Below are 25465 nucleotides of genomic sequence, written 5' to 3' on the forward strand. Positions count from 1 at the left end.
GGCATGGCCGATGAAAAAGATCGAGCGCAGGTGAGACCTTTTCCGATCTCGGCTGGCAATGACGACGAATCCGTCCATTGCCAAGGCCTCCGTGCCAGAGGAACACCCCGCATGTCCGTTTCGCGCGCGCTCCTGCCCCACGTCTCCGCCCGTTCGCTCCGCCTCGCGGTGCGTCATGCCGTGCTGTCGCTGGCCCTGGCCGGCGCGGCGCAGCCCCTGCTGGCCGCCGACGAGGCGCGCAGCTACGAGATTCCCTCCGGCCCGCTGGGGCGCGCCCTGGCCACCTTCGCCAGCGAGGCGGGCGTGTCGCTGTCCTTCGACCCGTCCCTGACCGAGGGGCTGCAGAGCCCGGGCCTGAGCGGCAGCTATTCGTCGGTGGACGGCCTCAACCGCCTGCTCGGCGGCAACCGCCTGCAGCTGCAGCGGCGCGACGACGGCAGCTACACCCTGGTGCGCCTGGCCGAGGCCGCCGACGCGGTGGAACTGCCCACCTCCCAGGTGACCGGCCTGCGCAGCCGCGCCAACGAGCTGCCGGTGGAATACGCCGGCGGCCAGGTGGCGCGCGGCGGGCGCCTCGGCATGCTGGGCAACGCCGACCTGATGGACGCGCCCTTCAGCATCACCAGCTACACCGCCCAGACCATCCGTGACCAGCAGGCGCGCAGCGTCGCCGACGTGCTGGCCAACGAGCCATCGGCGCAGATCGCCACCGCCCGCACCGGCATCAACGAGGACTTCTCCCTGCGCGGTTTCCCGGTGTACAGCGCCGACATCGCGCTCAACGGCATGTATGGCCTGGTGCCGTTCTACCGCGTGCCGGTGGAGATGGCCGAGCGCGTCGAGGTGCTCAAGGGGCCGAGCGCGATGCTCAACGGCATGTCGCCGAGCGGCGCCGTCGGCGGCGCGGTGAACCTGGTGACCAAGCGCGCCGACGCCGATCCGCTGGCCCGGGTCGGGGTCAACTACCAGTCCGACTCGGTGCTGGGCACCCAGGTCGACCTCGGCCGCCGCTTCGGCGCGGGCAACGAGTTCGGCGTGCGCTTCAACGGTGCCTACCGCGACGGCGACAGCATCGTCGACCGCCAGGACGTCGAGGCCCGCTTCACCTCCCTGGGCCTGGACTACGCCGGCGAGCGCCTGCGCCTGTCGGCCGACTACGTCTACCAGCTGGAGGACTTCGACAGCGTGGTCCGCCAGTTCGGCGTGGCCCCGACCCTGACCGCCATCCCCGACGCGCCGGACGACGATCCCGCCTACCCGGGCTTCGGCTACTCCTCCATGCGTGACCGTACCCTCATGGTGCAGGGCGAATACGACCTGACCGACTGGCTGACCGCCTACGCCGGCTACGGCGACCGCACCAGCGAGATGGACGCCATGACCGGCAACCCGACCCTGCTCAACGAGGCCGGCGACTTCGTCTCGACGCCCGCCTGGCAGGTCTACGACGTCTACTCCCACTCCGCCGAGGCCGGCCTGCGGGCGAACTTCGACACCGGCCCGGTGAGCCACCACCTGAGCCTGGGCGCCACCCGCCTGGTGCAGAACAGCGACATCTTCTTCGACTTCATGACCTACATGACCTCGCTGCGCCAGTCCAACCTGTACCACCCGGTGTACAGCGCCACGCCGAGCACCGACGGCATCGCCGCCCACGCCCTCCGCTACACCACCGCCACCCTGACCGGCTACGCCTTGGCCGACACCCTGTCGGTGCTCGACGGGCGCGTCGCGCTGACCCTCGGCGTGCGCCGGCAGCGGGTCGAGGCGCAGAACTACACCATGAACGTCGGCACGCCGAGCGGCGAAGGCTACGACGAGCGCGAGCTGACCCCGCTGGCCGGCCTGGTGGTCAAGCCGTGGGAGAACATCTCGCTGTACGCCAACTACGTCGAGGGCCTGAGCAAGGGCGACAGCGCGCCGATCACCGCCAACAACCCGGGCGAGATGCTGGCGCCCTACGTCACCAAGCAGAAGGAAGTCGGCGTCAAGGGCGAGTGGGACGGCTTCGGCGCCAGCCTGGCGGCCTTCCAGATCGAGCGCCCCAGCAGCATCACCGAGAACGGCTTCTTCCGCGCCGGCGGCGAGCAGCGCAACCGCGGCCTGCAGCTGGACCTGTTCGGCGAGGTGACGCCCGAGCTGCGCCTGCTCGGCGGCGCCGCCTACACCCAGGCCAAGCTGACCAAGACCCAGGGCGGCGCCCACGACGGCAATGACGCCATCGGCGTGCCGCGCAAGCAGCTCAACCTCGGCGGCGAGTGGGACCTCGGCGCCGTGCCCGGCCTGACCCTGACCGCGCGCACCATTTACACTGGCGAGCAGTACGCCAACCAGGAGAACACCCTGCGCCTGCCGAGCTGGGTGCGGGTCGACGTGGGCGCCCGCTACCGCTTCGAGTCGCTGGGCAAGCCGGTGGTACTGCGCGCCAACCTGGACAACCTGTTCGACGAGGACTACTGGGGTACCTCGACCGCCGGCTACCTGTACCTGGGTGCCGGCCGTACCCTGCAGCTCTCGGCGAGCGTGGACCTCTAACGATAAAACGAGCCGAACATGACCGCCCGAGCCTTGCGTAACTGGTACCTGGTGCACAAGTGGACCAGCCTGATCTCCACCATCTTCCTGCTGCTGCTGTGCCTGACGGGGTTGCCGCTGATCTTCCACGAGGAGATCGAGCACTACTTCGACCCGCACCCGGAACTGGGCGAGATCACCGCCGATTCACCGCGCATCGACTATGACCAGGTCATCGCCGGCGCCCTGGCGGCGCGTCCGGGCGAGGTGGTGCGTTTCGTCGGCTTCGACCCCGAGGACCCGCTCGGCGCGGTGTTCACCGCGCCGACCCTGGTGCCGCCGCCGCTGGAGGCGCATGCCCAGCCGTTCGATACCCGCACCGGCAAGCTGTTTCCGCCGGAGCCGCCGGACGACGGCTTCATGAACCTGATGCTGCGCCTGCACACCGACCTGTTCCTCGGCCTGCCCGGCTACCTGTTCCTCGGCTTCATGGGCCTGCTGCTGGTGGCCTCGCTGGTGTCGGGGGTGGTGGTCTACACGCCGTTCATGCGCAAGCTGGACTTCGCCACCGTGCGCACCGGCCGCAGCACCCGGCTCAAGTGGCTGGACCTGCACAACGTGCTCGGCATCGCCACCCTGGCCTGGGTGCTGGTGGTCGGCGCCACCGGGGTGATCAACACCCTGGCGCTGCCGATCCTCGGCCTGTGGCAGGGCGGCCAGCTGGCCGAGATGACCGCGCCGTACAAGGACCTGCCGCCGCTGGAGCAGCTCGGTTCGCTGCACAAGGCGCTGGAGACCGCCCGCGCGGCGGCGCCGGAGATGGAGGTCAGCTTCGTCGCCTTCCCCGGCACCCAGTTCAGCAGCCAGCACCACTACGCGGTGTTCATGCGCGGCAACACGCCGCTCACCGCGCGCCTGCTCAAGCCGGCCCTGGTGGACGCGCAGACCGGCGAACTGACCGACATGCGCGAGATGCCGATGTACGTGAAGACCCTGCTGATCTCCCAGCCGCTGCACTTCGGTGACTACGGCGGCCTGCCGCTGAAGATCATCTGGGCGCTGCTCGACATCATCGCCATCGTCGTGCTCGGCAGTGGCATCTACCTCTGGCTGGGCCGGCGCAAGGCACCGCTGGAGAAACGCCTGGCGGAACTGGACGCCGGTGGACTGGCCGTGGAGGGCAGGGCATGAGACGCGGACTCTGGATGATCTTCCGCTGGCCGCTGCTGCTGGGCGTACTCAGCCTGTTCGGCCTGATCTCGGCGCTGGTCGGCGACGAGGTCTACGACCTGCTGTCGTGGCTGACCCTGGGCGTGCCGCTGGTGCTGATCGCGGTGGTCTGGTGGCGCCTGTCGCCGGCCGAGGCACGGAGCAAGCGTGGTGAGTGAGCCGACGACCGCGCAGGCCACGGCGGCGCCGCGCTTCAACATGCTGCCGCTGGTGTTCGAGACCTTCGCCTGCACCCTGGCGATGATGTCTTTCGTCGCCCTGGTCGGCCCCATCGCCCGGGTGCTCGGCCTGGCGCCCTGGCAGGCCGGCGTCACGGTGACGGTGGGCGGCATCGCCTGGGTGCTGCTGGCGCGCTTCTGGGGCGCGGCGAGCGACCGCCGCGGGCGCCGCGTGGTGCTGCTGCGCGGGCTCGGCGGCTTCGTGCTGTCGTACCTGCTGCTGTGCCTGTTCGTGGTGCTGGCGCTGCGCTGGCTGCCGGCGCCCTGGCTGGCCTTCGTCGGCGTGGTGCTGCTGCGCGGCATCGCCGGTGGCTTCTACGCGGCGGTGCCGACCGTCGGCGCCGCGCTGGTGGCCGATCACATCGAGCCGCAGCAGCGCGCCCAGGCCATGGCGGGGCTGGGCGCGGCCAGCGCCGTGGGCATGGTGGTCGGGCCGGGCCTGGCCGGCCTGCTCGCCGCCTACGGGCTGGAGCTGCCGCTGGTGCTCACCGCCCTGCTGCCGCTGGCGGCGCTGCTGGTGATGTGGCGCTGGCTGCCCCACGACGAGCGGCCTCACGTGCAGAACACGCCGCCGCTGCGCCTGACCGACCCGCGCGTGCGCCGGCCGCTGGTGCTGGGCTTCGCCGCGATGTTCAGCGTCACCATCGCCCAGGTCGCGGTGGGTTTCTTCGCCCTCGACCAGCTGCGCCTGGACGCCAACGGCGCGGCGCGGGCGGCGGGCATCGCCCTGACCGCCGTGGGTGTGGCGCTGATCCTCGCCCAGCTGCTGCTGCGCCGGCTGAACTGGCCGCCGCAGCGGCTGATCCTGATCGGCGGGCTGGTCTCGGCGCTGGGCTTCGCCGCGGTGATCCTGGCCGATAGCGCGCCGCTGCTGTGGGCCGCCTACTTCGTCGCGGCCGCCGGCATGGGCTGGGTGTTCCCCTCGGTGTCGGCGCTCACCGCCAACGCGGTGCAGGCCGACGAACAGGGCTCGGCCGCCGGCACCCTGGCCGCCGCCCACGGCGTGGGCATGATCGTCGGGCCGCTGGTCGGCACCCTGGTCTACGAACTCCACCCCGGCGCGCCCTTCCTGCTGATCGCCGCCCTGCTGGTGCTCTGCGTGCTGTGGCCGTCCCGCGCGGCGCCCCTGGCGGAGCGCGCGGCATGATCGCCAGCGACGTACTGCTGCTCGGCGCGCTGGCGGTGTTCCTGCTCGCCTGGTGGCTGCCGCGCCTGCCGGGGCGCGCGCGCCTGCTGTGGCTGGCCGCCGCGGTGGCCGTGCTGGCCGGCGCTTACGGCGTCTGGGTCGACCGCTGGCAGGCCGGCGCCGGCCTGGCGCTCGGCCTGCTCCTGCTCGGCGTGCTGGCCCTGTGGCGGCGCCGGCGCGCGGGCGTGCCCTGGCTGTCCGGCGCGCTGTTCGTCCTGCTGGCCCTGGTGGCGCTGGCGCCGATCTACCTGTTCCCGGTGAGCGACCTGCCGCCGCCGGACGGGCCGTACGCCGTGGGCCTGCGCGACTTCGAGCTGGTCGGCCGCGCGCGCCCGGGCCTGCTCGGCGCCGCGCCGGACCAGCCGCGCCGCCTGCTGGTGCGCGTCTGGTACCCGGCGCTGCCCGAGGCCGGCGCGCGGCCGCGCCACTACTTCGACGAAGCCGAGGCCGCCACCACCGCGCGCGGCTTCGGCTCCCTGTTCGGCTTCCCGCCGCTGCTGGCCCACCTGCGCCACGTGCGTACCAACGCCTACGAGGATGCGCCGCTGCGGCGCGAGGCCGGCAAGCTGCCGGTGATCTTCTTCAGCCACGGCTACACCGCCTACCCGGCCGCCGACTCGGCGCTGATGGAGGCCCTGGCCAGCCACGGCTACGCGGTCTACTCCATCCACCACAGCGGCGACTCGTCGCCGGCGGTGCTGCCGGACGGCCAGGTGCTGCCGATGGACCCGGGGCTGGCGACGCACATCCGCCACGCCCTGGAGAACGGCTTCGCCGAACCGATGGTGCGCGGCTACACGGCACAGGATCTGGACCAGCGCCTCGACGGCCAGCTGCGCACCGCCACCGAGATCGTCCCGCCGGGCAACCGCGGCATCGCCATCAGCGCGCCGGTGTGGCTGGCCGACCGCCTGTTCGTGCACGACGCGCTGCAGGCCGGCGCGGTCCCGGCCAACGTCGCCGACCTGGTGGCCGCCAGCGAGTTCGGCCGCACCGGCGAGATGGGCATGTCCTTCGGCGGTGCGGCCACCGGCGCGGTGTGCATGGTCGACCGGCGCTGCGCGGCGGCGGTCAACCTCGACGGCAGTGACTTCGACTTCGCCCCGTTCGACGCCGACCTGCCGGTGCCGCTGCTGATGTTCCATGCCGACCTGCACGGCTTCTACCGCATGCTCGGCGCGCAGCCCACGGGGCACCTGCACGCCTTCAACGACTTCTCCTTCGAGCGCTTCGAGCACGCCGGCCAGCGCCCGGACATCCACCGCCTGGTGCTCAAGGATTCGGTGCACGCGGGCTTCACCGACAACGCCCTGCTGGCGCGCCGCCCGCTGCGCGACGCGATGGCCGGCACGGCGCCGGTGGGGGTGCTGATCGGCGCGCCCAACGCTTTCGTCATCGGCTTCTTCGACCGCTACCTGCGCGGCCGCGACAGCGGCTTCCCCCAGGCCCAGCTGGAACGCTACGCCGGCTGGGTCGAGCCCCACGACAATTCGCCGGTGCGCGACTGGTGGCTGGCCAAGCCGGAGAGCGAGCGGGCGACGTGGCGGGCGCGCATCGAGGCGATGCGCGCGGAACTGGCGCGGCAGCGGGCCGCCTCCCATCCGTAGGGCGGGTGCAACCCGCGAGCCAGGCGCGCGGGTTGCGGCTAGCCCTTCGGGCGCCAGGCGCAGTAGCCCGGGCGCGGGCCGATGCGCGGATGGTTGCGGCAGGTGTCCGGGCGCTTGTCGTAGATGGTGCAGAGCCGGCTCTTGCGATCCAGGTACATGCAGTCGTTGTTGCTCATGCGGGTCAGGGTGAAGATGCCCGACTTCTGGTTGAAGCGCTCGATCAGGCCCTCCTTCTGCAGGCGCCTGGCGATGCTCTTCGCCGGCTCGCCGCGCTCGAACTCGTCGACCACGCCGATGCGGATCAGGTCGGAAAGGCGCACTTCCACTGGCAGGGTGCAGCAGGTGGACATGCAACTGGTGCACATGTCCTTGTTGTACTTGCTCCAGGTTTCGATGCGATCGATATCCGCGGCGGCGATCAGTTGCGGTCTCATGTCGGGCTCGGTGGCGGCGTTGGCAGGCGCGCGATGATAACGACCGGGCGGACTTTGTGAAGCCGTTCCCGCTCGGCGGCTTTGTAATCTTTGGCTTACAAAGCGTGCCGGCGAACGCTGCTATCAGACTGCCAGCTGCAGGATTAATCTCGCTTTCAAGGACTTAGCGCAGGAAGCGCACCGAAATAACAGGGACATGAAGGAATCGTTCGCCAGGATGGCGCACGGATCAAGGATGTCAGGAACCAGTCTGCAGAACCCCGCGCAAGCGGGGTTTTTTCTTTTCCGCGTCAGGCATTGCCCTTCACCACGTCCTCCAGCAGCGCGCCCAGCAGGTCCAGCGTCGGTTGCTGGCGCTGGGCGTCGCGGAACACCAGGCCGACCCGCAGCGGCACCCGCGGCTCGCTGATCGGCTTCCACAGCAGCCCCTGGTTGGCGTGCAGCTGGCGCGCGCGGCCCGGCAGCACGGTGGCCAGGCCGGCCGAGTGGGGCAGGCTGTCGAGGATGCCGCTCATGTGGTTGAGCTCGGCCTGCACGTGGGGCCGGCGGCCGAGCAGGGCCAACTGCTCCTGCCAGATCTGCCGCACGCGGAATTCCTCGCCGAGCAGCAGCATGGGCTGCTCCGCCGCCTGGGCCAGCGACACCTTCCTGAACTCGCGCAGCGCATGCTCCGGCGGCACCACCAGCTGCAGCTCGTCCTCGTACAGCTCCAGGCTGTGCAGGCCCGGCTGGCGCGGCGGCAGGAAGCCGATGCCGATGTCCAGGCTGCCGCTGAGCAGGCGCCGCTCGATGTCCAGGCCGGACAGCTCGTAGATCTGCACCACCAGCTGCGGCTGGGCGGCGCGCAGTTTCTCCAGCAGATGCGGGACCAGGCTGGCGTTGACCGTCTGCAGCACGCCGATGGCCAGGCTGCGTGGCGCCCGCCCGCGGAAGGCGCGCAGGGCGTCGCGGGCGCGCTCCAGGCCGTCGAGCAGGGGCAGCGCGTGGCCGTACAGGGTGTGCGCGGCGAGGGTCGGCAGCAGGCGCTTGCCACTGCGCTGGAACAGCGCCACCTCCAGGTTCTGCTCCAGCTGGCGGATCTGCTGCGACAGCGCCGGCTGCGACAGGCTCAGGCGTTCGGCGGAGCGGCCGACATGGCCTTCTTCGTAGAGGGCGACGAAGTAGCGCAGCTGGCGAAAGTCCATGGCGGTTTTCCTAAAATCGATAAGTGAAGCTTATCAATGAAGCTGCTAAATCGAAATGTCGTCGCACCCGGCTGCTCCCTATCATTTGCTCCATCTACAGCGCTACCGGGGTGGCGAAAGGCAAATGGCGAAGGCGGAAGTGGCGGGGTTATTCATAGGAAAAGCCGTGGATGAGGGGCGTGGCTACCTCAGCGCGCTGGACAAGCTGCCGGCGGCCGCCGAAGTCTGGCTCGGCCCGTTGGGGCTGGAGGGCGACGAGCAGGGCGACAGCCGCCACCACGGCGGCCCCGAGCGGGCCGTGCACCTGTACCCCGCCGAGCACTACGCCTACTGGCGCGAGCGCTACCCGCAGGTGGCCTGGCAGCGCCCGGCCTTCGGCGAGAACCTGGCCAGCCGTGGCCTGCTGGAGAGCCAGGTGTGCATCGGCGACCTGTTCCGCTGGGGCGACGCCCTGCTGCAGGTCAGCCAGCCGCGCTCGCCCTGCTACCGTCTCGCCGAGCGCTGGGCGCTGCCCGGCTTGGCCCTGGAGATGCAGGACAACGGCCTGTGCGGCTGGTTCTTCCGCGTGCTGCGCCCGGGCTGGGTCGGTGCGGCCCTGCCGCTGGAGCTGGTGCAGCGCAGCCACCCGGGCCTGAGCGTGGCCCAGGCGATCCGCAGCTACTTCCAGTTCCCCCTGGAGCGGGGCGGCCTGCAGCAGCTGCTGGCCTGCCAGGCGCTGTCCGAGCGCTGGCGCCACAGCGTGGCGCGGCGGCTCGCCAGCGGCCAGCTGGAGGACTGGCGCAGCCGCCTGGAGGGCCCGGCGCGTCCGGTGCTGAGCGCATGAACGACTACCTGATCCAGCTGCACCGCGACGGCCGTCTGTGGGCCGAGCTGACGGTCGGCGCCGCGCGCCTGGACGAGGTGCGCGGCGAACTGGCCGACCGTTTCCCCGCCGCCGAGGGCTTCGCCCTGCGCGTGCAGCAGCGCCGCGAGCAGCGGCGCATCGTCGAGTGCGGCCCGGACGGCATCCGCCTGCTCGGCGTCCACTATCACTACCTGGAGTACCCCGATGCGTGATGACTGGTCCCGCGACCGCCTGATGAACACCGTGCAGCGCCCCGAGCAACTGTTCGTGCGCGGTCAGGGCTCCTGGCTGTGGGATGCGGACGGCCGCTCCTACCTGGACTTCACCCAGGGCTGGGCGGTCAACAGCCTGGGCCACAGCCCGGTGGCGCTGGTCGAGGCGCTGCACCGCCAGGCCCGCCTGCTGATCAACCCGGGCCCGGCCTACTACAACGGCGGCATGCTCGAGCTGGCCGGGCGCCTGTGCCAGGCCACCGGCAGCGACCAGACCTACTTCCTCAACAGCGGCGCCGAGGCCAACGAGGGCGCGATCAAGCTGGCGCGCAAGTGGGGCCAGCTGCACAAGGGCGGCGCCTATCGCATGGTCACCGCCGTCAACAGCTTCCACGGGCGCACCTTCGGGGCCATGTCTGCCTCCGGCAAGCCGGCCTTCCAGGCGCTGTACGAGCCCAAGGTGCCGGGCTTCTGCAAGGTGCCCTACAACGACCTGGCGGCCCTCGACGCGGCGCTCGCGGACGACGTGGTGGCGCTGATGCTGGAGCCGGTGCAGGGCGAGGCCGGGGTGCTGCCGGCGGAGCTGGACTACCTGCAGGGCGCCGAGCGACTGTGTCGCGAGCGCGGCATCCTGCTGATCCTCGACGAGGTGCAGACCGGCGTCGGCCGCTGCGGCAGCCTGCTGGCCGAGGAACTCTACGGCGTGCGCGCCGACGTCATCACCCTGGGCAAGGGCCTCGGCGGCGGCGTGCCGCTGGCGGCGCTGCTGGCCCGCGGCAACGCGTGCTGCTTCGAGCCGGGCGAGCAGGGCGGCACCTACCACGGCAACGCGCTGATGACGGCCGCCGGCCTGGTGGTGCTGGATGCCGTGCTGGAGCCCGGCATGCTGGAACAGATACGCACCGTGGGCCAGCAACTGCGCGACGGCCTGGCGCGGATCGGCCGCCGCTTCGGCGCCGGCGTCCCGCGCGGGCACGGCCTGCTGCTGGGCCTGCCCCTGGCCGCCGACAACGCCGCCCAGGTGGCCCGCGCGGCCCTGCGCGAAGGGCTGCTGATCAACGCGCCGCAGCCCGGCGTGCTGCGCTTCTCGCCGGCGCTGACGGTGAGCCCGGGCAACATCGAAGAAATGCTGCGGCGCCTGCACCGGGCGCTGGAGCGCGCCTGCCGGCCGGCCAGGGAGGTGGTGTGATGCGCATCGCCATCCTGCAGCACGTGGCATTCGAGGGGCCGGCGCAGATCGGCCAGTGGCTGGACCGGCGCGGCCTGCTGGCGCGGGTGCATCACCTGCATGCCGGCGACGCCCTGCCGAGGCCGGAGGACTTCGACCTGCTGGTGATCATGGGCGGGCCGATGAGCGTGCACGACGAGGCCGAATATCCCTGGCTGGTGGCCGAGAAACGCCTGCTGCGCGAGGTGCTGGACGCCGGCAAGCGGGTGCTGGGCATCTGCCTGGGCGGCCAGCTGCTGGCCGAGGCCCTGGGCTGCGAGGTGCGCGTGGCCGACACGGCGGAGATCGGCTGGCACCTGATCGAACAGCACGCCGAGGCGCGCCGCTCGCCGCTGGGGCGGATGCTGCCGCAGCGACTGATGGCCATGCACTGGCACGGCGAGACCTTCAGCCTGCCGGCCGGCGCCATCCCGCTCTACCACTCGGCCGCCTGCGCCCTGCAGGGCTTCGTCTGGGAGGAGCGGGCGGTGGCGCTGCAATGCCACCTGGAAAGCAGCCCGGCGAGCATTGAGGCGCTGATCGCCGCTTGCCCCGAGGACCTGGAGCGCCCCGGCGCGGTTCAGGACGCCGCCACCATCCAGGCCGGCAGCGCCCATTGCGCGTCCCTCAAGGCCAGCCTGTTCCGCCTGCTCGACTACCTCAGCGGGCCCCACGCCCACCTGACCTGATTGGCGTTACCCTGCGCTCGGCCCCACTCCCGGGGCCTTTTTTATGGTTGTGTCCACGTGAGTTGCTGCACACCTTGTGGGAGCGGATTTATCCGCGAATTTCGCGGCCAATCGGAATGCCGTCCAGCCGCTCCCACAAGAGCAGAGTTACGCCTCCAACACGTAACTGGTACATGGCTTTTTTATGGCTGTTTTGTTGCACCTGACCGGCGCGACGGCCTGCTGTCGTAGGGTGCGCTGTGCGCACCGGCGTAGCCCGGATGAAATCCGGGGATGCGGTTTCTGGCCGGTTACCGAGCGTTCGGACGCTTCTGATTTCGCCCTCCCGGGCGACTCACTTTGACTCGCTGTTGCGCGGGTTGGGCTCCTTGCTCTCGATGGCTACAGGTCACGCTTCTTGAGCGCGGTGCAACCATAAGCAAGCGAAACGTTGTGCCCATGCACCAGTTAGCCAACGTCATCACTGGGTAGCTTCCGGTGCGCCGATATACTCGGTGGCTCCTCGGTGAAGCATTTCGCCTCAACGGCTCGGGAAATACTGCATGCAATGGATTTTCATGCTGGTCGGCCTGGTGCTCGGCGCACTGGTCGGAGAATCGGTGACCTCGGCCCTGCTCGGCGGGTTGATCGGCCTGGGGCTGGGCCAGGCGCTGCGGCTGCAGCAGCTGGCGGCGGAGAACGCCGGGCTGCGCCGGGAGCTGAAGGGCTTCGCCGAGCGTTTCGAGCACGGCACCACGGCCCTGTACGAGCGGCTGGTGAAGCTGGAAAGCGGCCGGCCGGCGACGGCGGCGCCTCCGGCTCCCGAGGCGCCGCCGGTGGCCGAAGCTGTGCCGCCTGAGCTGGAACCGGAGATCGCGCCCGCGCCCGAGTCCATGCCGGACGAACTGGTCTGGGAGCTGCCGGAGCTTCAGCAAGCGACACCAGCCCCGGCCTCCATCGAAGCCGCGCCGCCTGCCGCTCACGTTCCCACGCCGCCGCCGACTCCTCCGCGCCGCCCCGAACCCCGTCCCGCGAAGCCGCGCGAGCCGTCGCCCATCGAGCGTGGAATCGCCTTGGCCAAGGCCTGGCTGCTGGGCGGCAACACCGTGCTGCGGATCGGCGTAGTGCTGCTGTTCCTCGGCCTGGCCTTCCTCCTGCGCTACGCCACCGAGGGCATGGAAGTGCCGGTGGCGCTGCGCTATGCGGGCGTGGCAGCGAGCGCCATCGCCCTGCTGGGCCTGGGCTGGTGGTTGCGCCGGCGCAACCCGAACTACGGCCTGATGCTGCAGGGCACCGGCATCGCCGTGCTGTACCTGACGGTGTTCGCCGCCATGCGCCTGCACCCGCTGCTCGACCCGAAGATGGCCCTGGGCCTGCTGGTGCTGGTCACCGCCTTCTCGGCCATCCTGGCGGTGGCGCAGAACGCGCTGGGCCTGGCGGTGGCGGCGGCCCTCGGCGGCTTCGTCGCGCCGATCCTCACCTCCACCGGCAGCGGCAACCATGTGGCGCTGTTCTCCTACTTCGTCCTGCTCAACGCCGGCATCCTCGCCATCGCCTGGTTCAAGGCCTGGCGCCTGCTCAACCTGGTCGGCTTCGTCGGCACCTTCGGCATCGGCTTCGCCTGGGGTTTGCGCTCCTACACGCCGGAATTGTTGTGGAGCACCGAACCCTTCCTGGTGCTGTTCTTCCTGATGTACGTGGCCATCGGCCTGCTGTTCGCCCGGCGCAAGCTGCGCGAGGCGGCCGACGCGCCCGAGGGACGCGACGAGCTGCTGCGCTGGTCACGCGGGCGCGCCGACTACATCGACGGCACCGTGCTGTTCGGCCCGCCGCTGGTGGGCTTCGGTCTGCAGTACGCGGTGGTCCAGCATATCGAGCTGGCCGCCGCCTTCAGCGCCCTGGCCCTCGGCCTGTTCTACCTGAGCCTGGCGCGTGTGCTGCGCGGGCGCAACGTGTTGCTGCTGACGGAAACCTGCCTGGCCCTGGGCGTGGTGTTCGGCACCCTGGCGATCCCGCTGGGCCTCGATGCGCGCTGGACCTCCGCCGCCTGGGCGGTGGAGGGCGCCGGCATCTATTGGCTGGGCCTGCGCCAGGGCCGGCCGCTGGCCCGCGCCTTCGCGCTGCTGCTGCAGCTCGGCGCGGCGCTGGCCTTCCTCGGGCAGCTGGACATCGGCCGCGACACCCTGCTGGACGGCGCGCCGCTGGGGGCACTGATGCTCGGCGCGGCGCTGCTGTTCACCGGGTGGCAGCTGCGCTGTGCGCCGGCCGAGGCCAGCCGCGACTGGGAGCGCGCCGGCCTGCCTTGGCTGGCGGTGGCGGGTCTTTCCTTCCTCTATCTGATCGCGCCGCTGTGCCTGGGGGCCGAGGGCACGGCCATCGCCTGGGCGCTGGCCGGCCTGGCGACCCTGTTCGCCGGCCTGCGCCTGCAGGCGCGCAGCTTCCTGTTCACCGCCTTCGCCGTGCAACTGCTGGGCGGGTGCGTGTTCCTCGTTCAGATGCAGGGCGGCGGCCTGGGTGATTCCGGCGCGCTGCATTCCGGCTGGCGCGGCCTGCTGGTGTGTTCGCTGATCGGCCTGGCGCTGGTGGCCGGCATGCTGATCGCCGTGCGCGACCGGCTGGTGAGCCAGGACGTGCGGCTGATGCGCGGCCTGTCGCTGGTCATGCTGGTCGGCCTGCTGTTCGTCAATCTGGCCGTGCTGTTCGTGCTGCCCTGGCGCAGCGCTGCGGCGGTCTGGGCCGGCAGCGGTTTGCTGATCATCTGGCTCAGCCTGCGCCTGCAACTGCGCGCCAGCTTCCTGTTCGGCCTGCTGCTGCAGGTGGTCGGCGGCGTCGCCTTCCTGGCCGCCAGCCCGCTGCTGCTCGGCCAGTTGCCGAGCGAGGGGCTGCGTCCGCTGGCCCATGCCGGCTTCTGGGCACCGCTGGTGCTGGCGCTGGCCGCCCAGGTCGGCGCCTGGCGTCTGCGCCACGTGCTGCTGCGCCAGCAGGCCGGGGCGCTGGGCAGCCTGAGCCTGCAACGCCTGTCTCAACTGCTGCTGGCCTGGGGCGCCGGCTGGTGGGCGCTGGCCCTGACCAGCGAGGTGCTGCGCTTCGCCGACCCCGCGTGGCAGGGCGCCGCGCTGCTCGCCCTGGCCGCGCTCAGCACGGGGCTGTGGAGCTGGCTGGCCGGGCGCCTGCGCTGGCGTTCCCTGGCGCTGCTCTGCCTGCTGCTGGTGCCGGCGGCGGTGGTCATCCTGCTGCACCTGGCGCATCGCACCTATCATCCGGCGGCCGGCTTCGGCTGGCTCGGCTGGGGCCTGGTGTTCGCCGCTCACCTGTGGTCGCTAAGGCGCCTGGACGGCCTGCTGCCGGCGGGGCCACGCCGCGCCGCCCATGTGCTCGGCTGCTGGCTGGTGCTCGGCGTGCTGGCGCTGGAGCTGCGCTACGGGCTGATGCTGCTGGCTGAGCACTACAACGCCTGGCGCTGGCTGGGCTGGGCCGTGCTGCCGAGCCTGTTCCTCCTGGCGATGGCCGCGCCGCGCGCCTGGCCCTGGCCGGTGGCTGCCTACGCACGCGAGTACCGGGTGCTGGCCGCGGCGCCGCTGGCGGCGCTGATGCTCGGCTGGATCTGGCTGGCCAACGTCGCCAGCGACGGCAGCGCCGAACCGCTGCCCTACCTGCCGCTGTTCAACCCGCTGGAGCTGGGCATGCTGCTGGTGCTGCTGGCGGTCTACGCCTGGTTGCGCCGTGGCCTGCCGCAACTGGGGCTGGCCGCGCACGGCGAGCGCATCGCCCAGGCCGTGGTCGGCGCCACGCTGTTCGCCGTGCTCACCGCCGCCGTGTTCCGCGCCGCCCACCATTGGGGTGGCGTGCCCTATGAGTTGGATGCGCTGCTCGACTCGATGCTGGTGCAGGCCGGCCTGTCCATCGTCTGGACCCTGATCGCCCTGCCGCTGATGATCCTCGGCCACCTGCGCGGCCGCCGCGAGCTGTGGCTGCTGGGCGCGGCGCTGATCGCCGTGGTGGTGGCCAAGCTGTTCTTCGTCGAGTTGGGCAACCGCGGCGGCCTGGAGCGCATCGTCTCCTTCATCGGCGTCGGCGTGCTGCTGCTGGTGGTCGGCTACTTCGCCCCGCTGCCGCCGCGCAAGACCGAATCCCCACAGGTGACCTCATGAACAAGTCCATCCTCTGCCTGCTCGCCCTGCTGGCGACGCCCTGGCTCCAGGCCGCCCAGACCACCCAGGTGCCGCTGCGCCTGGAGGGCGAGGGGCCTTGGTATCGCCTGGAGGTGCCGTTCGGCCTGCAGCTGGCCGCCAGCCATGCCGACCTGCGCGACCTGCGGGTGCTCAACGCCGAGGGCGAGGAACTGGCCTACGCGCTGACCCTGGGCAGCGCCCGTCCCGAGGAGAGGCGCGTCGAGGCGGCGGTGAAATGGTTCCCCCTGCGCGGGCCGGCCGATGCCCCGGCGGCGCCGGCCATCCGCGTGCAGCGCGGTACCACCGGCACCTTGGTGGAAGTGGCGCCGGAATCGGCCGGGGAGGGCGAGCAGGTGCTGCGCGGCTGGCTGCTGGACGCCAGCGCCTTCGACCAGCCCCTGCACCGCCTGCGGTTGGACTGGAGTACCGAGCAGGAAGGCTTCCAGCGCTTCTCCATCGAGGCCAGCGACGACCTGCAGCACTGGCGGCCATGGGACGACGGGCAGATCGCCCGCCTGAGCTTCGCCGACGAGCGCGTCGAACAGCGCGAGGTGCCGCTGCCGGGGGCCAAGGCCCGCTATCTGCGCCTGCTCTGGCAGGCCCCGCGACAGGCGCCGGCGCTGCTCGACGCGCGCCTGGTGAGCGTTGAGCGGCGCGACCAGGGGCCGGCGCTGGCCTGGTCCGCGCCGCTGGTGCCGGCCTCGGCCAAGGCCGGTGAATACAGTTGGGAACTACCGCTGGCGCTGCCCCTGAAACGCATCCGCGTGGAGCTGCCGGCGGGCAACGTGCTGGCCCCGGTCAGCCTGGCGGCGCGGCGCGCCGGCACGCTGGAGTGGCAGCCCCTGGCGGCCGGCCTGCTCTATCGCCTGCCGGAGAACGGCAAGGAGTCGCTGCATGACGAGATCGAGTTGCCCAGCGTGCCGGTGCAGCAGTTGCGCCTGCGGGTCGATGCCCGTGGCGGCGGGCTCGGCCAGGAGGCTCCGGCCCTGCGCGTGGCGCTGAACGGAACCCAGGTGGTGTTCCTCGCCCGGGGCTCCGAACCGTACCGGCTGGCCGTCGGCGACGCCTCGGCGCGCTCGGCCGCGCTGCCGCTGGGAACGTTGATTCCTGGCTACGAGCCCGGCCGCCTGGCCAGCCTGGGAACCGCCATCGCCCCGGACACGGCGCCGGCCCCTGAGCGGGCGACCGCCAGCCAGCCGGCGTACGACTGGCAGCGCCTCGGCCTGTGGGGCGTGCTGCTGGCCGGCGTCGCCCTGCTGGGCGGCATGGCCTTCAGCCTGTTGCGCAAGCCGGAGTCGGGGGATCGCTAGAGGTCTGCGCGTATGTGGTGAATTGCGACGCAAATCACGCTAGAGTCAGGGAGGTGCCAACCGGTCGAACAACAACGATAAGGATTTTCCGATGAAGCGCATCCTGACTCCCCTGGCCGCCGCATGCCTGCTGGCCGGTGCTTCCCTCTCGCTGCATGCGTCTCCCTATTCTTCCCTGGTCGTATTCGGCGACAGCCTGAGCGATGCCGGCTGGAGCGCCGATAGCGACGGCCCTGACGGCGCCACCACGCGCTTCACCAACCGCACCGGCCCGACCTACCTGCCGGGCGAAGCCTTCGGCCCGGTCGCGCCGATGATCCTGGGTGAGCGGCTGGGCCTCGACGACGCCGGCCTCGCCTCGGCGAACGCCGGTGGCAACAACTGGGCGGTAGGTGGCTACCGCACCGACCAGATTCTCGACTCGATCAACAGCGCCGACGGCTACCTCGCCTCCGTTGGCGGACGTGCCGACCCGAATGCCCTGTACTACCTGACCGGCGGCGGCAACGACTTCCTCCAGTTTCGCGTGACCAGCCCGGAGACGGCCCAGGCCGCGGCCGGGCGCCTGGTCGACAGCCTGCAGACCCTGCAGCAGTCCGGCGCCCGCTACATCATGGTCTGGCTGCTGCCGGACGTAGGCAAGACCCCGGCCATCTCCACCACCTCGCTGGCGGACACCGTCTCCCAGCTCGGCCTGGCCTACAACGACGAGCTGGTCCGCCTGCTGCCGACGGTGGATGCTCAGGTGATCCCGCTGAACGTGCCGCTGATGCTCTCGGAAGTGCTGGCCAACCCCGGGCAGTACGGCCTGGCGACCGACCAGAACCTGATCGGCACCTGCTTCGACGGCTGCTCCACGCCGAACCCGGTCTACGGCCTGAACGGCACCAACCCCGACCCGACCAAGCTGCTGTTCAACGATGGCGTGCACCCCACCATCGCCGGCCAGATGCTGATCGCCGACTACGCCCATTCCCTGCTGGCCGCCCCCTGGGAGGTCAGCCTGCTGCCGGAAATGGCCCACGGCACCCTGCGCTCCCACCAGGACCAGCTGCGCGCCCAGTGGCTGGCGGACTGGGAAGCCTGGCAGGCGGTCGGCCAGGTGCGCACCTTCATCAACGCCGGCGGCCAGCGGCAGAACTACGACATCCATGGCGGCGACGCCGACGGCAACGGCTACAGCCTCAACCTCGGCGCCAGCTACCGCCTCGACGACGCCTGGCGCATCGGCCTGGCGGCGGGGCTCTACGAGCAGGGCCTGGAGGTCGGCGCCGGCGATTCCGACTACGACCTGCGCAGCTACCTCGCCACCGCCTTCGCCCAGTACCAGCACAACCGCTGGTGGGGCGAGCTGGCCGCCAGCGTCGGCTACCTGGACTACCACGACCTCGACCGCCAGTTCGCCCTGGGCACCTCCACCCGTCGCGAGAAGGCTGACACCGACGGCGACCTGTGGAGCCTGAGCGCCCGGGTCGGCTACGACATCGCCCAGAGCAGCGACAGCCCCTGGCACCTCAGCCCGTTCGTCAGCGCCGACTATGCGAGGGTCGAGGTGGACGGCTACGCCGAGGACGGCCTGAGCGCCACCGCGCTGAACTTCGGCGACCAGAAACGCACCTCCAAGCGCCTCGGCGTCGGCCTGCAGGGCCTGTTCGACCTGAGCCAGCAGACCCGCCTGTTCGGCGAACTGGCGCTGGAGCGCGAGTACGAGGACGACGCCGGCGATGTGGACATGTCCCTGCGCAGCCTGCCGACCATCGGCTACACCCTGGAAGGCTACACGCCGGACGACAAGACCTGGCGCGCCAGCTTCGGCGTCAGCCACCAGATCGCGCAGGGCCTGGCGGTGCGCGGCGCCTACACCTACCGCGACGCCGACGACAGCGACCAGCATGGCGTCAACCTGTCGCTTTCCTGGGACCTGTAAGCGCTCTATCCCGCGGCCCCGCAACGGGGCCGCGTTCTTGAACTTCCCCCGTGTCGCCATCCTCTCATCTGCTGTCGGGCACGGCAGAGGCGCCCGAGCCCGCAAAGGGTTAAACTGCCGCCGATTTTTCCACGCCTCCGGAGCCCCTCCATGTCGCGCGTCACCCTCAGCCGCTACCTCATCGAACAGACCCGCAGTCACAACACGCCGGCCGACCTGCGCTTCCTCATCGAGGTGGTGGCGCGTGCCTGCAAGGAAATCAGCCACGCCGTCTCCAAGGGCGCGCTCGGCGGCGTGCTTGGCAGCATGGATACCGAGAACGTCCAGGGCGAGGTGCAGAAGAAGCTCGACGTGATCTCCAACGAGATCCTGCTGGAGGCCAACGAGTGGGGCGGCCACCTGGCCGGCATGGCTTCCGAGGAGATGGACAACGCCTACCAGATTCCCGGCAAGTACCCGAAGGGCGCCTACCTGCTGGTGTTCGACCCGCTGGACGGCTCCAGCAACATCGACGTCAACGTCTCGGTCGGCACCATCTTCTCCGTGCTGCGCTGCCCGGACCAGCACCTGAGCCAGAACGACAGCCTCAACGAGCAGGCCTTCCTGCAGCCGGGCACCCAACAGGTCGCCGCCGGCTACGCCATCTACGGCCCGCAGACAATGCTGCTGCTGACCCTGGGCGATGGCGTCAAGGGCTTCACCCTGGACCGCGAACTGGGCAGCTTCGTGCTCACCCACGACAACATCCGCGTGCCGGAGAGCACCGCCGAGTTCGCCATCAACATGTCCAACCAGCGCCACTGGGAAGCCCCGGTCAAGCAATACGTGGACGAACTGCTGGCCGGCAAGGAAGGCCCGCTGGGCAAGAACTACAACATGCGCTGGATCGCCTCCATGGTGGCTGACGTGCACCGCATCCTCACCCGCGGCGGCCTGTTCATGTACCCGCGCGACGCCCGCGAGCCGGAGAAGCCGGGCAAGCTGCGCCTGATGTACGAGGCCAACCCCATGTCCTTCATCATCGAGCAGGCCGGCGGCGCCGCCACCAACGGCCACCAGCGCATCCTCGACATCCAGCCGGACTCCCTGCACCAGCGCGTGGCGGTATTCCTCGGCTCGAAGGAAGAAGTCGAGCGCGTCACTGGCTACCACAAGGCCTGAACCATGAGCGCCTGGCAGCCGCTGCTGGACTGGTGGTTCGGCGACGCCGCAAGCGCCGGCGAGGTGGCGGCCCGGCGCAACGGACTGTGGTTCGGCTACCGCCCCGAGCAGGATGAGGAAGCCCGCCTTCGCTTCGGCGACCCCTGCTCCGAGGCGCAGGCCGGCGGCCTGCGGGACTGGACCGGGCAGGCGCAGGGCCGGCTGGCGCTGATCCTGCTGCTGGACCAGCTACCGCGCATGATCCACCGCGGCACCCCGCAGGCCTTCGCCGGCGACGAGCGGGCCAGGGCGCTGCTGGATGAAGGCCTGGCCCTGGGCTTCGACGCCGAACTCGTGCCCATCCAGCGGGTGTTCGCCTACCTGGTGCTGGAGCACGCCGAGGACCTCGCCCTGCAGGACCAGGCCGTCGCCCGCTTCACCGCCCTGCGCAACCAGGCGCCGGCCAGCGAGCACGAACTGTTCGGTAACTATCTGGACTTCGCCGAGCGCCACCGCGAGGTGATCCGCCGCTTCGGCCGCTTCCCCCACCGCAACGCGATCCTCGGCCGCCCGTCCACGCCCGAGGAACTGGCCTTCCTCGAACAACCGGGTTCGCGCTTCTGAAGCGGCGCAAGCGCGAACTGTGAACCGCCGCGGAGGCCGGAGGGGCGCAATCGGACGCATCCTGTGGCAAGCTCGGCGGCAGTCTGGTCCGTTCTGGAGTCACCTCATGTCGCTGCGCCACTACGCCGTACTCGCCGCCTGTGTCCTGCTCGCCGCCTGCAGCAAGATCAACCAGGAAAACTATTCCAAGCTCAAGGCCGGCATGGCCAAGAGCGAAGTGGAGAGCCTGCTCGGCAGCCCCACCGAATGCTCGGGGGCCATCGGCCTGACCAGCTGCACCTGGGGCGACGAGAAGAGCTTCATCAGCGTCCAGTTCGCCGCCGACAAGGTAGTGATCTTCTCCGGCCAGGGGCTCAAGTAACTTTCCCGCTCCTTCGGCGGCGCCCGCGGTCGAATCCGCATACGCCGAAGGAGAACCCCATGCGCGCCATCCTGTTCCTGCTGCTGTTTCTCGCCCTGGCCGGCTGTGCCGGCTCCGGCGCCCCGGATGGCCCGCCGCGCACCGCCGGCGCGGTGGACCTGCAGCGCTACCAGGGCACCTGGTACGAACTGGCGCGCCTGCCGATGTTTTTCCAGCGCGCCTGCGTCGCCTCCGAGGCGCACTACCGCCTGCGCGAAGACGGCGCGGTGGCGGTGACCAACCGCTGTCGCACCGCGGAGGGCACATGGAAGGAGGCGCGCGGCGAGGCGACGCTGCAACGGTCGGAGCGCACGGACAAACTGTGGGTGCGCTTCAACAACTGGTTCAGCAACCTCTTCCCGACCCTGGCCAGGGGCGACTACTGGGTGCTCTACCTCGACGCCGACTACAGCGTCGCCCTGGTGGGCCATCCCGACCGCGACTACCTGTGGTTGCTGTCGCGCACGCCGCAGGTCTCGTCCGAGACGCGCGAGCGTCTGCTGGCCGAGGCCCGCGCGCGTGGCTACGACACCTCGGAGCTGATCTGGCGCGCCGACTAGCGCTTGCTGCGCAGTTTCACCGTGATCCGCGTATCGCCGCTGCCATGCTCGAACAGGCAGCGCAGCGGCGTCGGCTGGCCGTTCACCAGGGACGGATTGGTCGAGAAGCCCACCGGCTCCCGTGGCACGCCGCGCCGGCTGAGCGCCAGCTCGCCGTCGCCGTCCAGATCCTGGAACAGTTGCACGGCGTAGCGCCCGGGCGGCAGGTCGCGCAGCTGCAGCTCGGCCTCGCCGCCCTGGATCAGGTGCAGCACGCGGGTGTCCCAGTCCGGCTGGTCGGCGAGCACCAGGGCCAGGTGCACGGGGGCATCGCCCTGGCGGCCCTCGACGTCGATCAGGATGTCCCCGGCGACGGCCTGTGAACTGACGAACAGTAGGGCCAGAAGGCGCGGCCAGGTTACGGTTTGAAGAATTCGCTGTGGCATAATTCGACCCATTTTGCAGGGAATCGGCAGCGGATGCGTCAGGTTTTGGTAGTCCACTTCTCACAAACCGGCCAACTGGATCGCCTGGTCCGGTCGGTATGCGCGCCGCTGGAGAAAACCGCCGGCGTGCAGGTGGACTACCTAGAGCTGCAACCGGAGCGCCCCTTTCCCTTCCCATGGCCCTTCCTGGGCTTCTTCCGCATCTTTCCCGAGACGGTGCTGATGCGCCCCGAGCCGTTGCAACCGCTGCGGGTGGACGCGGACAAGCGCTATGACCTGGTGATCCTCGCCTACCAAGTCTGGTTCCTCTCGCCGTCGCTGCCGGTGACCAGCTTCCTCGCCTCGCCGGAGGCGGCCCGGTTGCTCCGCGATACGCCGGTGGTGACCCTGATCGGCTGCCGCAACATGTGGCTGATGGCTCAGGAAAAGGTCAAGGCGCGCCTCGCCCAGCTCGGCGCGCGGCTGGTGGACAACATCGCTCTGACCGACGCCTGCGGCACCGCCGCGAGCTTCCTGGCCACCCCGCTGTGGATGTTCACCGGTCGGCAAAAACCCTACTCCTGGGTGCCGCGCGCCGGCATCGAGGACGGCGAGATCGCTGCCGCCAGCCGCTTCGGCGAGGCCATGGCGCAGCGCCTGAGTGCCGATGAGACGCCCATCACCGAACCCATGCTCAAGGGCCTCGGCGCCGTGCGCGTCGACGAGAAACTGATCGGCAGCGAGAAGGTCGGTAACCGCAGCTTCCAGCTGTGGAGCCGCCTGCTCTCGGCCCTCGGCCCCCAGCAGAGTGTCCGCCGTGGCGCCGGCCTGGTGTTCTACATCGTCTTCCTGATCTGCCTGATCATCACCGTGGTGCCGCTCGGCGCCCTGCTCAAGAAACTGCTGGCTCCGCTGTCCAGGGATCGGACTCTGCGTGAAAAGGCCTACTTCGCCGGCCCGTCCGGCGAGTGAAGTGACCCGAGGAATTCAACGTGGCCAATCCCGTCTTCATCAATCGCATCAGCGCCTACCTGCCCTTCGATCCGGTCGACAACGAACAGATGGAGGAGCGCCTCGGCCTGGTCGGCGGGCGCCCATCGCGGGCGCGCCGACTGGTACTCAAGCGCAACGGTATCCAGAACCGGCACTACGTGATCGACCCGGCCAGTGGCGAGCCGGCGATGAACAACGCACAGATCAGCGCGGCCGCCATCCGCGGCCTGGCCGGCCCGGGCTTCGAACTGGACGCGCTGGACTGCCTGGTGGCCAGCACCTCCTCCCCCGACCAGACCATGCCCGGCCACGCGGTGATGGTACATGGCGAGCTGGGCAGCCCGCCCGGCGAGGTGGTGACCACCGCCGGCATCTGCCTGTGCGGCATGACCGCGCTGAAATACGCCTGGCTCAGCGTGGCCAGCGGCGAGAGCCGCAACGCCGTGGCCTGCGGCTCGGAAGTCGCCTCCACCCTGATGCAGGCGCGCAACTTCGACGCCGAGTACGAGCGCCGCGCCGGCGAGCTGGAGAACCACCCGGAGATCGCCTTCGAGAAGGACTTCCTGCGCTGGATGCTCTCCGACGGCGCCGGCGCCGTCTGGCTGCAAGGGCAACCCAACCCGAGCGGGCTGAGCCTGCGCATCGACTGGATCGACATCCTCTCCTTCGCCGACCAGATGCCGCCGTGCATGTACGCCGGCGCCGAGATGGAAGAGGGCGCGCTGACCGGCTGGAGCCGCTTCGACGCCGACGAGCGCAGCCGCCGCTCGGTGATGGCGATCAAGCAGGACGTCAAGCTGCTCAACGACAACATCGTGCGCATCACCGTGGTCGAGGCGCTCAAGCGCATCCTGCGCAAGCGCGAACTGCGCGCCGCCGACATCGACCACTTCCTGCCGCACTACTCCTCCGAATTCTTCCGCGAGCGCCTGGCCGAGGGCCTGGCCGAGGCCGACCTGCCGATCCCCCAGGAGCGCTGGTTCACCAACCTGACCAGCAAGGGCAACACCGGCGCGGCCTCGATCTTCATCATCCTCGAGGAACTGTTCAACGGCGGCCGCCTGCGCCGTGGCGAGCGCCTGCTCTGCTACGTGCCGGAGAGCGGCCGCTTCTCCAGCGCGTTCATGCATCTGACGGTGGTCGGCGATGAAGCTTGACGAAGTGCCCCAGGACCACAGCTCCACCTACGGTGGCCACAGCAAGCTGGTCTACGCGGTGGACGAACAGGGCCACTACCAGCGCGCGCAGAGCGACGGCTGGGAGACCGAGGCCTACGCCACCCAGCTGGCGGTGGCCGAGCTGGAAGCCCAGGAAGCCGAGGCCGAGGCGGCCTGGCGGCGCGGCGAGGCGTCGCCGCTGAAATGCCTGATGTACCGCTACCGCCTGGACGAACCGGCGCTGGCGCAGATCACCGGTCTCTGGCAGTGGCGCATCCGTCGTCACTTCCGCCCGGCCGTCTACCGGCGCCTGAACGCCGCCATCCTCGCCCGATACGCCGAAGCTTTCGGCCTGCCGGTGGAACAACTGATCGGCTACCAGAAGGCCCCGGCATGAGCAGCTTCGAACCGCTTTTCCAGCACCGCCAGAGCGCCCACTGCGAAAGCGGGGTGATGGCCAGCCTGCTGACCCACGCCGGCCTGCCGATGAGCGAGCCGATGGCCTTCGGCCTGGCCTCGGGCCTGGCCTTCGCCTACCTGCCCATCGTCAAGCTCGGCGGCATGCCTCTGATCGCCTACCGCATGCCGCCCCGGCACCTGATCAAGACCCTGAGCAAGCGCCTCGGCGCGCGCCTGCACAGCCGCACCTTCGGCAACCCGGAAGAGGGCCGTCGCGCCCTCGACGCGCTGCTCGACCAGGGGCGACTGGCCGGCCTGCAAAGCTCGGTGTTCTGGCTGCCGTACTTCCCGCCGGAAATGCGCTTCCACTTCAACGCCCACAACCTGCTGGCCTACGGCCGCGACGGCGACGAATACCTGATCAGCGACCCGGTGTTCGAAGAGCCGGTGCGCTGCGCCAGCGCCGACCTGCAGAAGGCGCGCTTCGCCAAGGGCGCGCTGGCGGCCAAGGGCCTGATGTACTGGCTCGACGACGTGCCTCGGGAACAGGACTGGGACAAGCTCATCCGCCAGGCCGTACTGGCCACCACCCGCATCCTCGACGGCATGCCACTGCCCTGGATCGGCATCCGCGGCATCCGCCACCTGGCCACCCAGGTGGAAAAGCTCGACCCCACCCAGACCAAGTACAACCGCCTCTACCTCACCCACATCGTGCGCATGCAGGAAGAAATCGGCACCGGCGGCGCCGGCTTCCGCTTCATGTACGCCAGCTTCCTGCAGGAAGCCGGCGAAAAGCTCGGCGCCCCCGACCTGGCCGAAGCCTCGACCCGCCTCACCGCCATCGGCGACGACTGGCGCCAGTTCGCCTCCGCCTGCGTCCGCGCCAGCCGCAGCAAGGGCGAAACCCCGGACTTCCGCCCCATCGCCGAACGCCTGCGCGGCATCGCCGGGCAGGAGCGGGTGTTGATGAAGGAGTTGGGGGCTTGGAGCAGGCGTAAGGGCTGACCGCCACAGGGTTGCGGCGGGAGCGAGCCGGGCATTGCGCTCCGGGCCGCTCCCGTAGACGCCGGTC

The 25465-nt window shown here is 70.4% G+C and carries 23 protein-coding genes; 20 read left to right on the plus strand and 3 right to left on the minus strand.

All coding sequences use genetic code 11. The features are described 5' to 3' along the window. Positions 1–111: 111 nt before the first annotated feature. Genes N5D30_RS18710 through N5D30_RS18730 form a run of 5 tightly spaced genes read left to right on the plus strand, consistent with a single transcriptional unit; the run spans position 112 to position 6755 of the window. The gene (locus N5D30_RS18710) at positions 112–2535 is read left to right on the plus strand and encodes a TonB-dependent receptor (protein WP_279910164.1); all 2424 of its coding nucleotides are present in this window, start codon (positions 112–114) and stop codon (positions 2533–2535) included. Positions 2536–2553: 18 nt separating this feature from the next. After that, entirely contained in the window at positions 2554–3705 is a 1152-nt protein-coding gene (locus N5D30_RS18715) for a PepSY domain-containing protein (protein ID WP_279910165.1), read from the plus strand. Beyond that, positions 3702–3902: a hypothetical protein gene (locus N5D30_RS18720; RefSeq protein WP_220812321.1), complete on the plus strand. Its 201-nt coding sequence runs from the start codon at positions 3702–3704 to the stop codon at positions 3900–3902. Before N5D30_RS18715 ends, N5D30_RS18720 begins: the two co-directional genes overlap by 4 nt. 40 nt (positions 3903–3942) lie before the next feature. Continuing rightward, a complete protein-coding gene (locus tag N5D30_RS18725; protein ID WP_279910238.1) occupies positions 3943–5109 on the plus strand; it encodes an MFS transporter in 1167 nt (388 codons plus the stop codon). Continuing rightward, positions 5106–6755, plus strand: coding sequence for a hypothetical protein (locus N5D30_RS18730; RefSeq protein ID WP_279910166.1), 1650 nt, complete (start codon positions 5106–5108; stop codon positions 6753–6755). Before N5D30_RS18725 ends, N5D30_RS18730 begins: the two co-directional genes overlap by 4 nt. Positions 6756–6793: 38 nt before the next feature. Here N5D30_RS18730 and N5D30_RS18735 read toward each other — a convergent pair whose 3' ends face one another. Then, positions 6794–7189 (minus strand): YkgJ family cysteine cluster protein, encoded by a 396-nt coding sequence (locus N5D30_RS18735; protein ID WP_279910167.1) that lies wholly within the window; start codon positions 7187–7189, stop codon positions 6794–6796. Positions 7190–7479: 290 nt separating this feature from the next. Beyond that, positions 7480–8373, minus strand: a complete 894-nt coding sequence (locus N5D30_RS18740) for a LysR substrate-binding domain-containing protein (protein ID WP_279910168.1) — start codon at positions 8371–8373, stop codon at positions 7480–7482. A 124-nt stretch (positions 8374–8497) separates the two neighbouring features. On the opposite strand from N5D30_RS18740, the gene N5D30_RS18745 reads away from it, so the two are divergent. The 11 genes from N5D30_RS18745 (at position 8498) to N5D30_RS18795 (ending at position 21437) form a co-directional block, all read left to right on the plus strand. After that, complete coding sequence (locus N5D30_RS18745; protein WP_279910169.1) at positions 8498–9196, plus strand: MOSC domain-containing protein; 699 nt, start codon at positions 8498–8500, stop codon at positions 9194–9196. Next, the gene (locus N5D30_RS18750; RefSeq protein ID WP_279910170.1) at positions 9193–9429 is read left to right on the plus strand and encodes a hypothetical protein; all 237 of its coding nucleotides are present in this window, start codon (positions 9193–9195) and stop codon (positions 9427–9429) included. Before N5D30_RS18745 ends, N5D30_RS18750 begins: the two co-directional genes overlap by 4 nt. Next, positions 9422–10618, plus strand: coding sequence for an aminotransferase class III-fold pyridoxal phosphate-dependent enzyme (locus N5D30_RS18755; RefSeq protein WP_279910171.1), 1197 nt, complete (start codon positions 9422–9424; stop codon positions 10616–10618). The genes N5D30_RS18750 and N5D30_RS18755 overlap by 8 nt, the downstream gene beginning before the upstream one ends. Beyond that, positions 10618–11325, plus strand: a complete 708-nt coding sequence (locus N5D30_RS18760) for a type 1 glutamine amidotransferase (RefSeq protein ID WP_279910172.1) — start codon at positions 10618–10620, stop codon at positions 11323–11325. The genes N5D30_RS18755 and N5D30_RS18760 overlap by 1 nt, the downstream gene beginning before the upstream one ends. Positions 11326–11867: 542 nt before the next feature. Continuing rightward, entirely contained in the window at positions 11868–15455 is a 3588-nt protein-coding gene (locus N5D30_RS18765; protein WP_279910174.1) for a DUF2339 domain-containing protein, read from the plus strand. After that, positions 15452–16786 carry a DUF3999 domain-containing protein gene (locus N5D30_RS18770; RefSeq protein WP_279910175.1) on the plus strand — a complete coding sequence of 445 codons (1335 nt, stop codon included), beginning with the start codon at positions 15452–15454 and terminating at the stop codon, positions 16784–16786. Before N5D30_RS18765 ends, N5D30_RS18770 begins: the two co-directional genes overlap by 4 nt. Positions 16787–16877: 91 nt before the next feature. Next, entirely contained in the window at positions 16878–18713 is a 1836-nt protein-coding gene (locus N5D30_RS18775; RefSeq protein WP_279910176.1) for an autotransporter domain-containing SGNH/GDSL hydrolase family protein, read from the plus strand. 150 nt (positions 18714–18863) lie between these two features. Continuing rightward, positions 18864–19874, plus strand: coding sequence for a class 1 fructose-bisphosphatase (locus N5D30_RS18780; RefSeq protein WP_279901634.1), 1011 nt, complete (start codon positions 18864–18866; stop codon positions 19872–19874). A 3-nt stretch (positions 19875–19877) separates the two neighbouring features. Continuing rightward, on the plus strand, positions 19878–20477 hold the full coding sequence (locus tag N5D30_RS18785) for a DUF924 domain-containing protein (protein WP_279910177.1): 600 nt from the start codon (positions 19878–19880) through the stop codon (positions 20475–20477). Positions 20478–20583: 106 nt separating this feature from the next. Then, positions 20584–20838: an outer membrane protein assembly factor BamE gene (bamE, locus tag N5D30_RS18790; RefSeq protein WP_220812382.1), complete on the plus strand. Its 255-nt coding sequence runs from the start codon at positions 20584–20586 to the stop codon at positions 20836–20838. A 59-nt stretch (positions 20839–20897) separates the two neighbouring features. Then, positions 20898–21437 (plus strand): lipocalin family protein, encoded by a 540-nt coding sequence (locus N5D30_RS18795; RefSeq protein ID WP_279910178.1) that lies wholly within the window; start codon positions 20898–20900, stop codon positions 21435–21437. Here N5D30_RS18795 and N5D30_RS18800 read toward each other — a convergent pair. Continuing rightward, the gene (locus N5D30_RS18800) at positions 21434–21862 is read right to left on the minus strand and encodes a DUF2141 domain-containing protein (RefSeq protein WP_279910179.1); all 429 of its coding nucleotides are present in this window, start codon (positions 21860–21862) and stop codon (positions 21434–21436) included. The genes N5D30_RS18795 and N5D30_RS18800 overlap by 4 nt on opposite strands. Positions 21863–21895: 33 nt before the next feature. Here N5D30_RS18800 and N5D30_RS18805 point away from each other — a divergent pair, with 33 nt between their 5' ends. From N5D30_RS18805 to N5D30_RS18820, 4 genes are read left to right on the plus strand one after another with little or no spacing between them, the layout of a single operon-like run. Next, the gene (locus tag N5D30_RS18805; RefSeq protein WP_279910180.1) at positions 21896–22813 is read left to right on the plus strand and encodes a dialkylrecorsinol condensing enzyme; all 918 of its coding nucleotides are present in this window, start codon (positions 21896–21898) and stop codon (positions 22811–22813) included. A gap of 20 nt (positions 22814–22833) precedes the next feature. Next, the gene (locus N5D30_RS18810) at positions 22834–23991 is read left to right on the plus strand and encodes a beta-ketoacyl-ACP synthase III (protein ID WP_279901643.1); all 1158 of its coding nucleotides are present in this window, start codon (positions 22834–22836) and stop codon (positions 23989–23991) included. Beyond that, complete coding sequence (locus N5D30_RS18815; RefSeq protein ID WP_279910181.1) at positions 23981–24388, plus strand: hypothetical protein; 408 nt, start codon at positions 23981–23983, stop codon at positions 24386–24388. The genes N5D30_RS18810 and N5D30_RS18815 overlap by 11 nt, the downstream gene beginning before the upstream one ends. After that, complete coding sequence (locus tag N5D30_RS18820) at positions 24385–25398, plus strand: BtrH N-terminal domain-containing protein (RefSeq protein WP_279910182.1); 1014 nt, start codon at positions 24385–24387, stop codon at positions 25396–25398. Before N5D30_RS18815 ends, N5D30_RS18820 begins: the two co-directional genes overlap by 4 nt. The last annotated feature ends 67 nt before the right edge of the window (positions 25399–25465 follow it).

This window comes from Pseudomonas sp. GD03875 (assembly GCF_029840585.1).
GTDB classification, from domain to species: Bacteria; Pseudomonadota; Gammaproteobacteria; order Pseudomonadales; family Pseudomonadaceae; genus Aquipseudomonas; species Aquipseudomonas paralcaligenes.

Coding starts and splice junctions, on each gene's coding strand:
- N5D30_RS18725 (WP_279910238.1), top strand. CDS start 3,943: ATGCTGCCGCTGGTGTTCGAGACCTTCGCCTGCACCCTGGCGATGATG.
- N5D30_RS18720 (WP_220812321.1), top strand. CDS start 3,702: ATGAGACGCGGACTCTGGATGATCTTCCGCTGGCCGCTGCTGCTGGGC.
- N5D30_RS18735 (WP_279910167.1), bottom strand. CDS start 7,189: ATGAGACCGCAACTGATCGCCGCCGCGGATATCGATCGCATCGAAACC.
- N5D30_RS18710 (WP_279910164.1), top strand. CDS start 112: ATGTCCGTTTCGCGCGCGCTCCTGCCCCACGTCTCCGCCCGTTCGCTC.
- N5D30_RS18760 (WP_279910172.1), top strand. CDS start 10,618: ATGCGCATCGCCATCCTGCAGCACGTGGCATTCGAGGGGCCGGCGCAG.
- N5D30_RS18805 (WP_279910180.1), top strand. CDS start 21,896: ATGCGTCAGGTTTTGGTAGTCCACTTCTCACAAACCGGCCAACTGGAT.
- N5D30_RS18775 (WP_279910176.1), top strand. CDS start 16,878: ATGAAGCGCATCCTGACTCCCCTGGCCGCCGCATGCCTGCTGGCCGGT.
- N5D30_RS18815 (WP_279910181.1), top strand. CDS start 23,981: ATGAAGCTTGACGAAGTGCCCCAGGACCACAGCTCCACCTACGGTGGC.
- N5D30_RS18770 (WP_279910175.1), top strand. CDS start 15,452: ATGAACAAGTCCATCCTCTGCCTGCTCGCCCTGCTGGCGACGCCCTGG.
- N5D30_RS18780 (WP_279901634.1), top strand. CDS start 18,864: ATGTCGCGCGTCACCCTCAGCCGCTACCTCATCGAACAGACCCGCAGT.
- N5D30_RS18795 (WP_279910178.1), top strand. CDS start 20,898: ATGCGCGCCATCCTGTTCCTGCTGCTGTTTCTCGCCCTGGCCGGCTGT.
- N5D30_RS18755 (WP_279910171.1), top strand. CDS start 9,422: ATGCGTGATGACTGGTCCCGCGACCGCCTGATGAACACCGTGCAGCGC.
- N5D30_RS18765 (WP_279910174.1), top strand. CDS start 11,868: ATGCAATGGATTTTCATGCTGGTCGGCCTGGTGCTCGGCGCACTGGTC.
- N5D30_RS18730 (WP_279910166.1), top strand. CDS start 5,106: ATGATCGCCAGCGACGTACTGCTGCTCGGCGCGCTGGCGGTGTTCCTG.
- N5D30_RS18750 (WP_279910170.1), top strand. CDS start 9,193: ATGAACGACTACCTGATCCAGCTGCACCGCGACGGCCGTCTGTGGGCC.
- N5D30_RS18820 (WP_279910182.1), top strand. CDS start 24,385: ATGAGCAGCTTCGAACCGCTTTTCCAGCACCGCCAGAGCGCCCACTGC.
- N5D30_RS18715 (WP_279910165.1), top strand. CDS start 2,554: ATGACCGCCCGAGCCTTGCGTAACTGGTACCTGGTGCACAAGTGGACC.
- N5D30_RS18800 (WP_279910179.1), bottom strand. CDS start 21,862: ATGCCACAGCGAATTCTTCAAACCGTAACCTGGCCGCGCCTTCTGGCC.
- bamE (WP_220812382.1), top strand. CDS start 20,584: ATGTCGCTGCGCCACTACGCCGTACTCGCCGCCTGTGTCCTGCTCGCC.
- N5D30_RS18785 (WP_279910177.1), top strand. CDS start 19,878: ATGAGCGCCTGGCAGCCGCTGCTGGACTGGTGGTTCGGCGACGCCGCA.
- N5D30_RS18740 (WP_279910168.1), bottom strand. CDS start 8,373: ATGGACTTTCGCCAGCTGCGCTACTTCGTCGCCCTCTACGAAGAAGGC.
- N5D30_RS18745 (WP_279910169.1), top strand. CDS start 8,498: ATGGCGAAGGCGGAAGTGGCGGGGTTATTCATAGGAAAAGCCGTGGAT.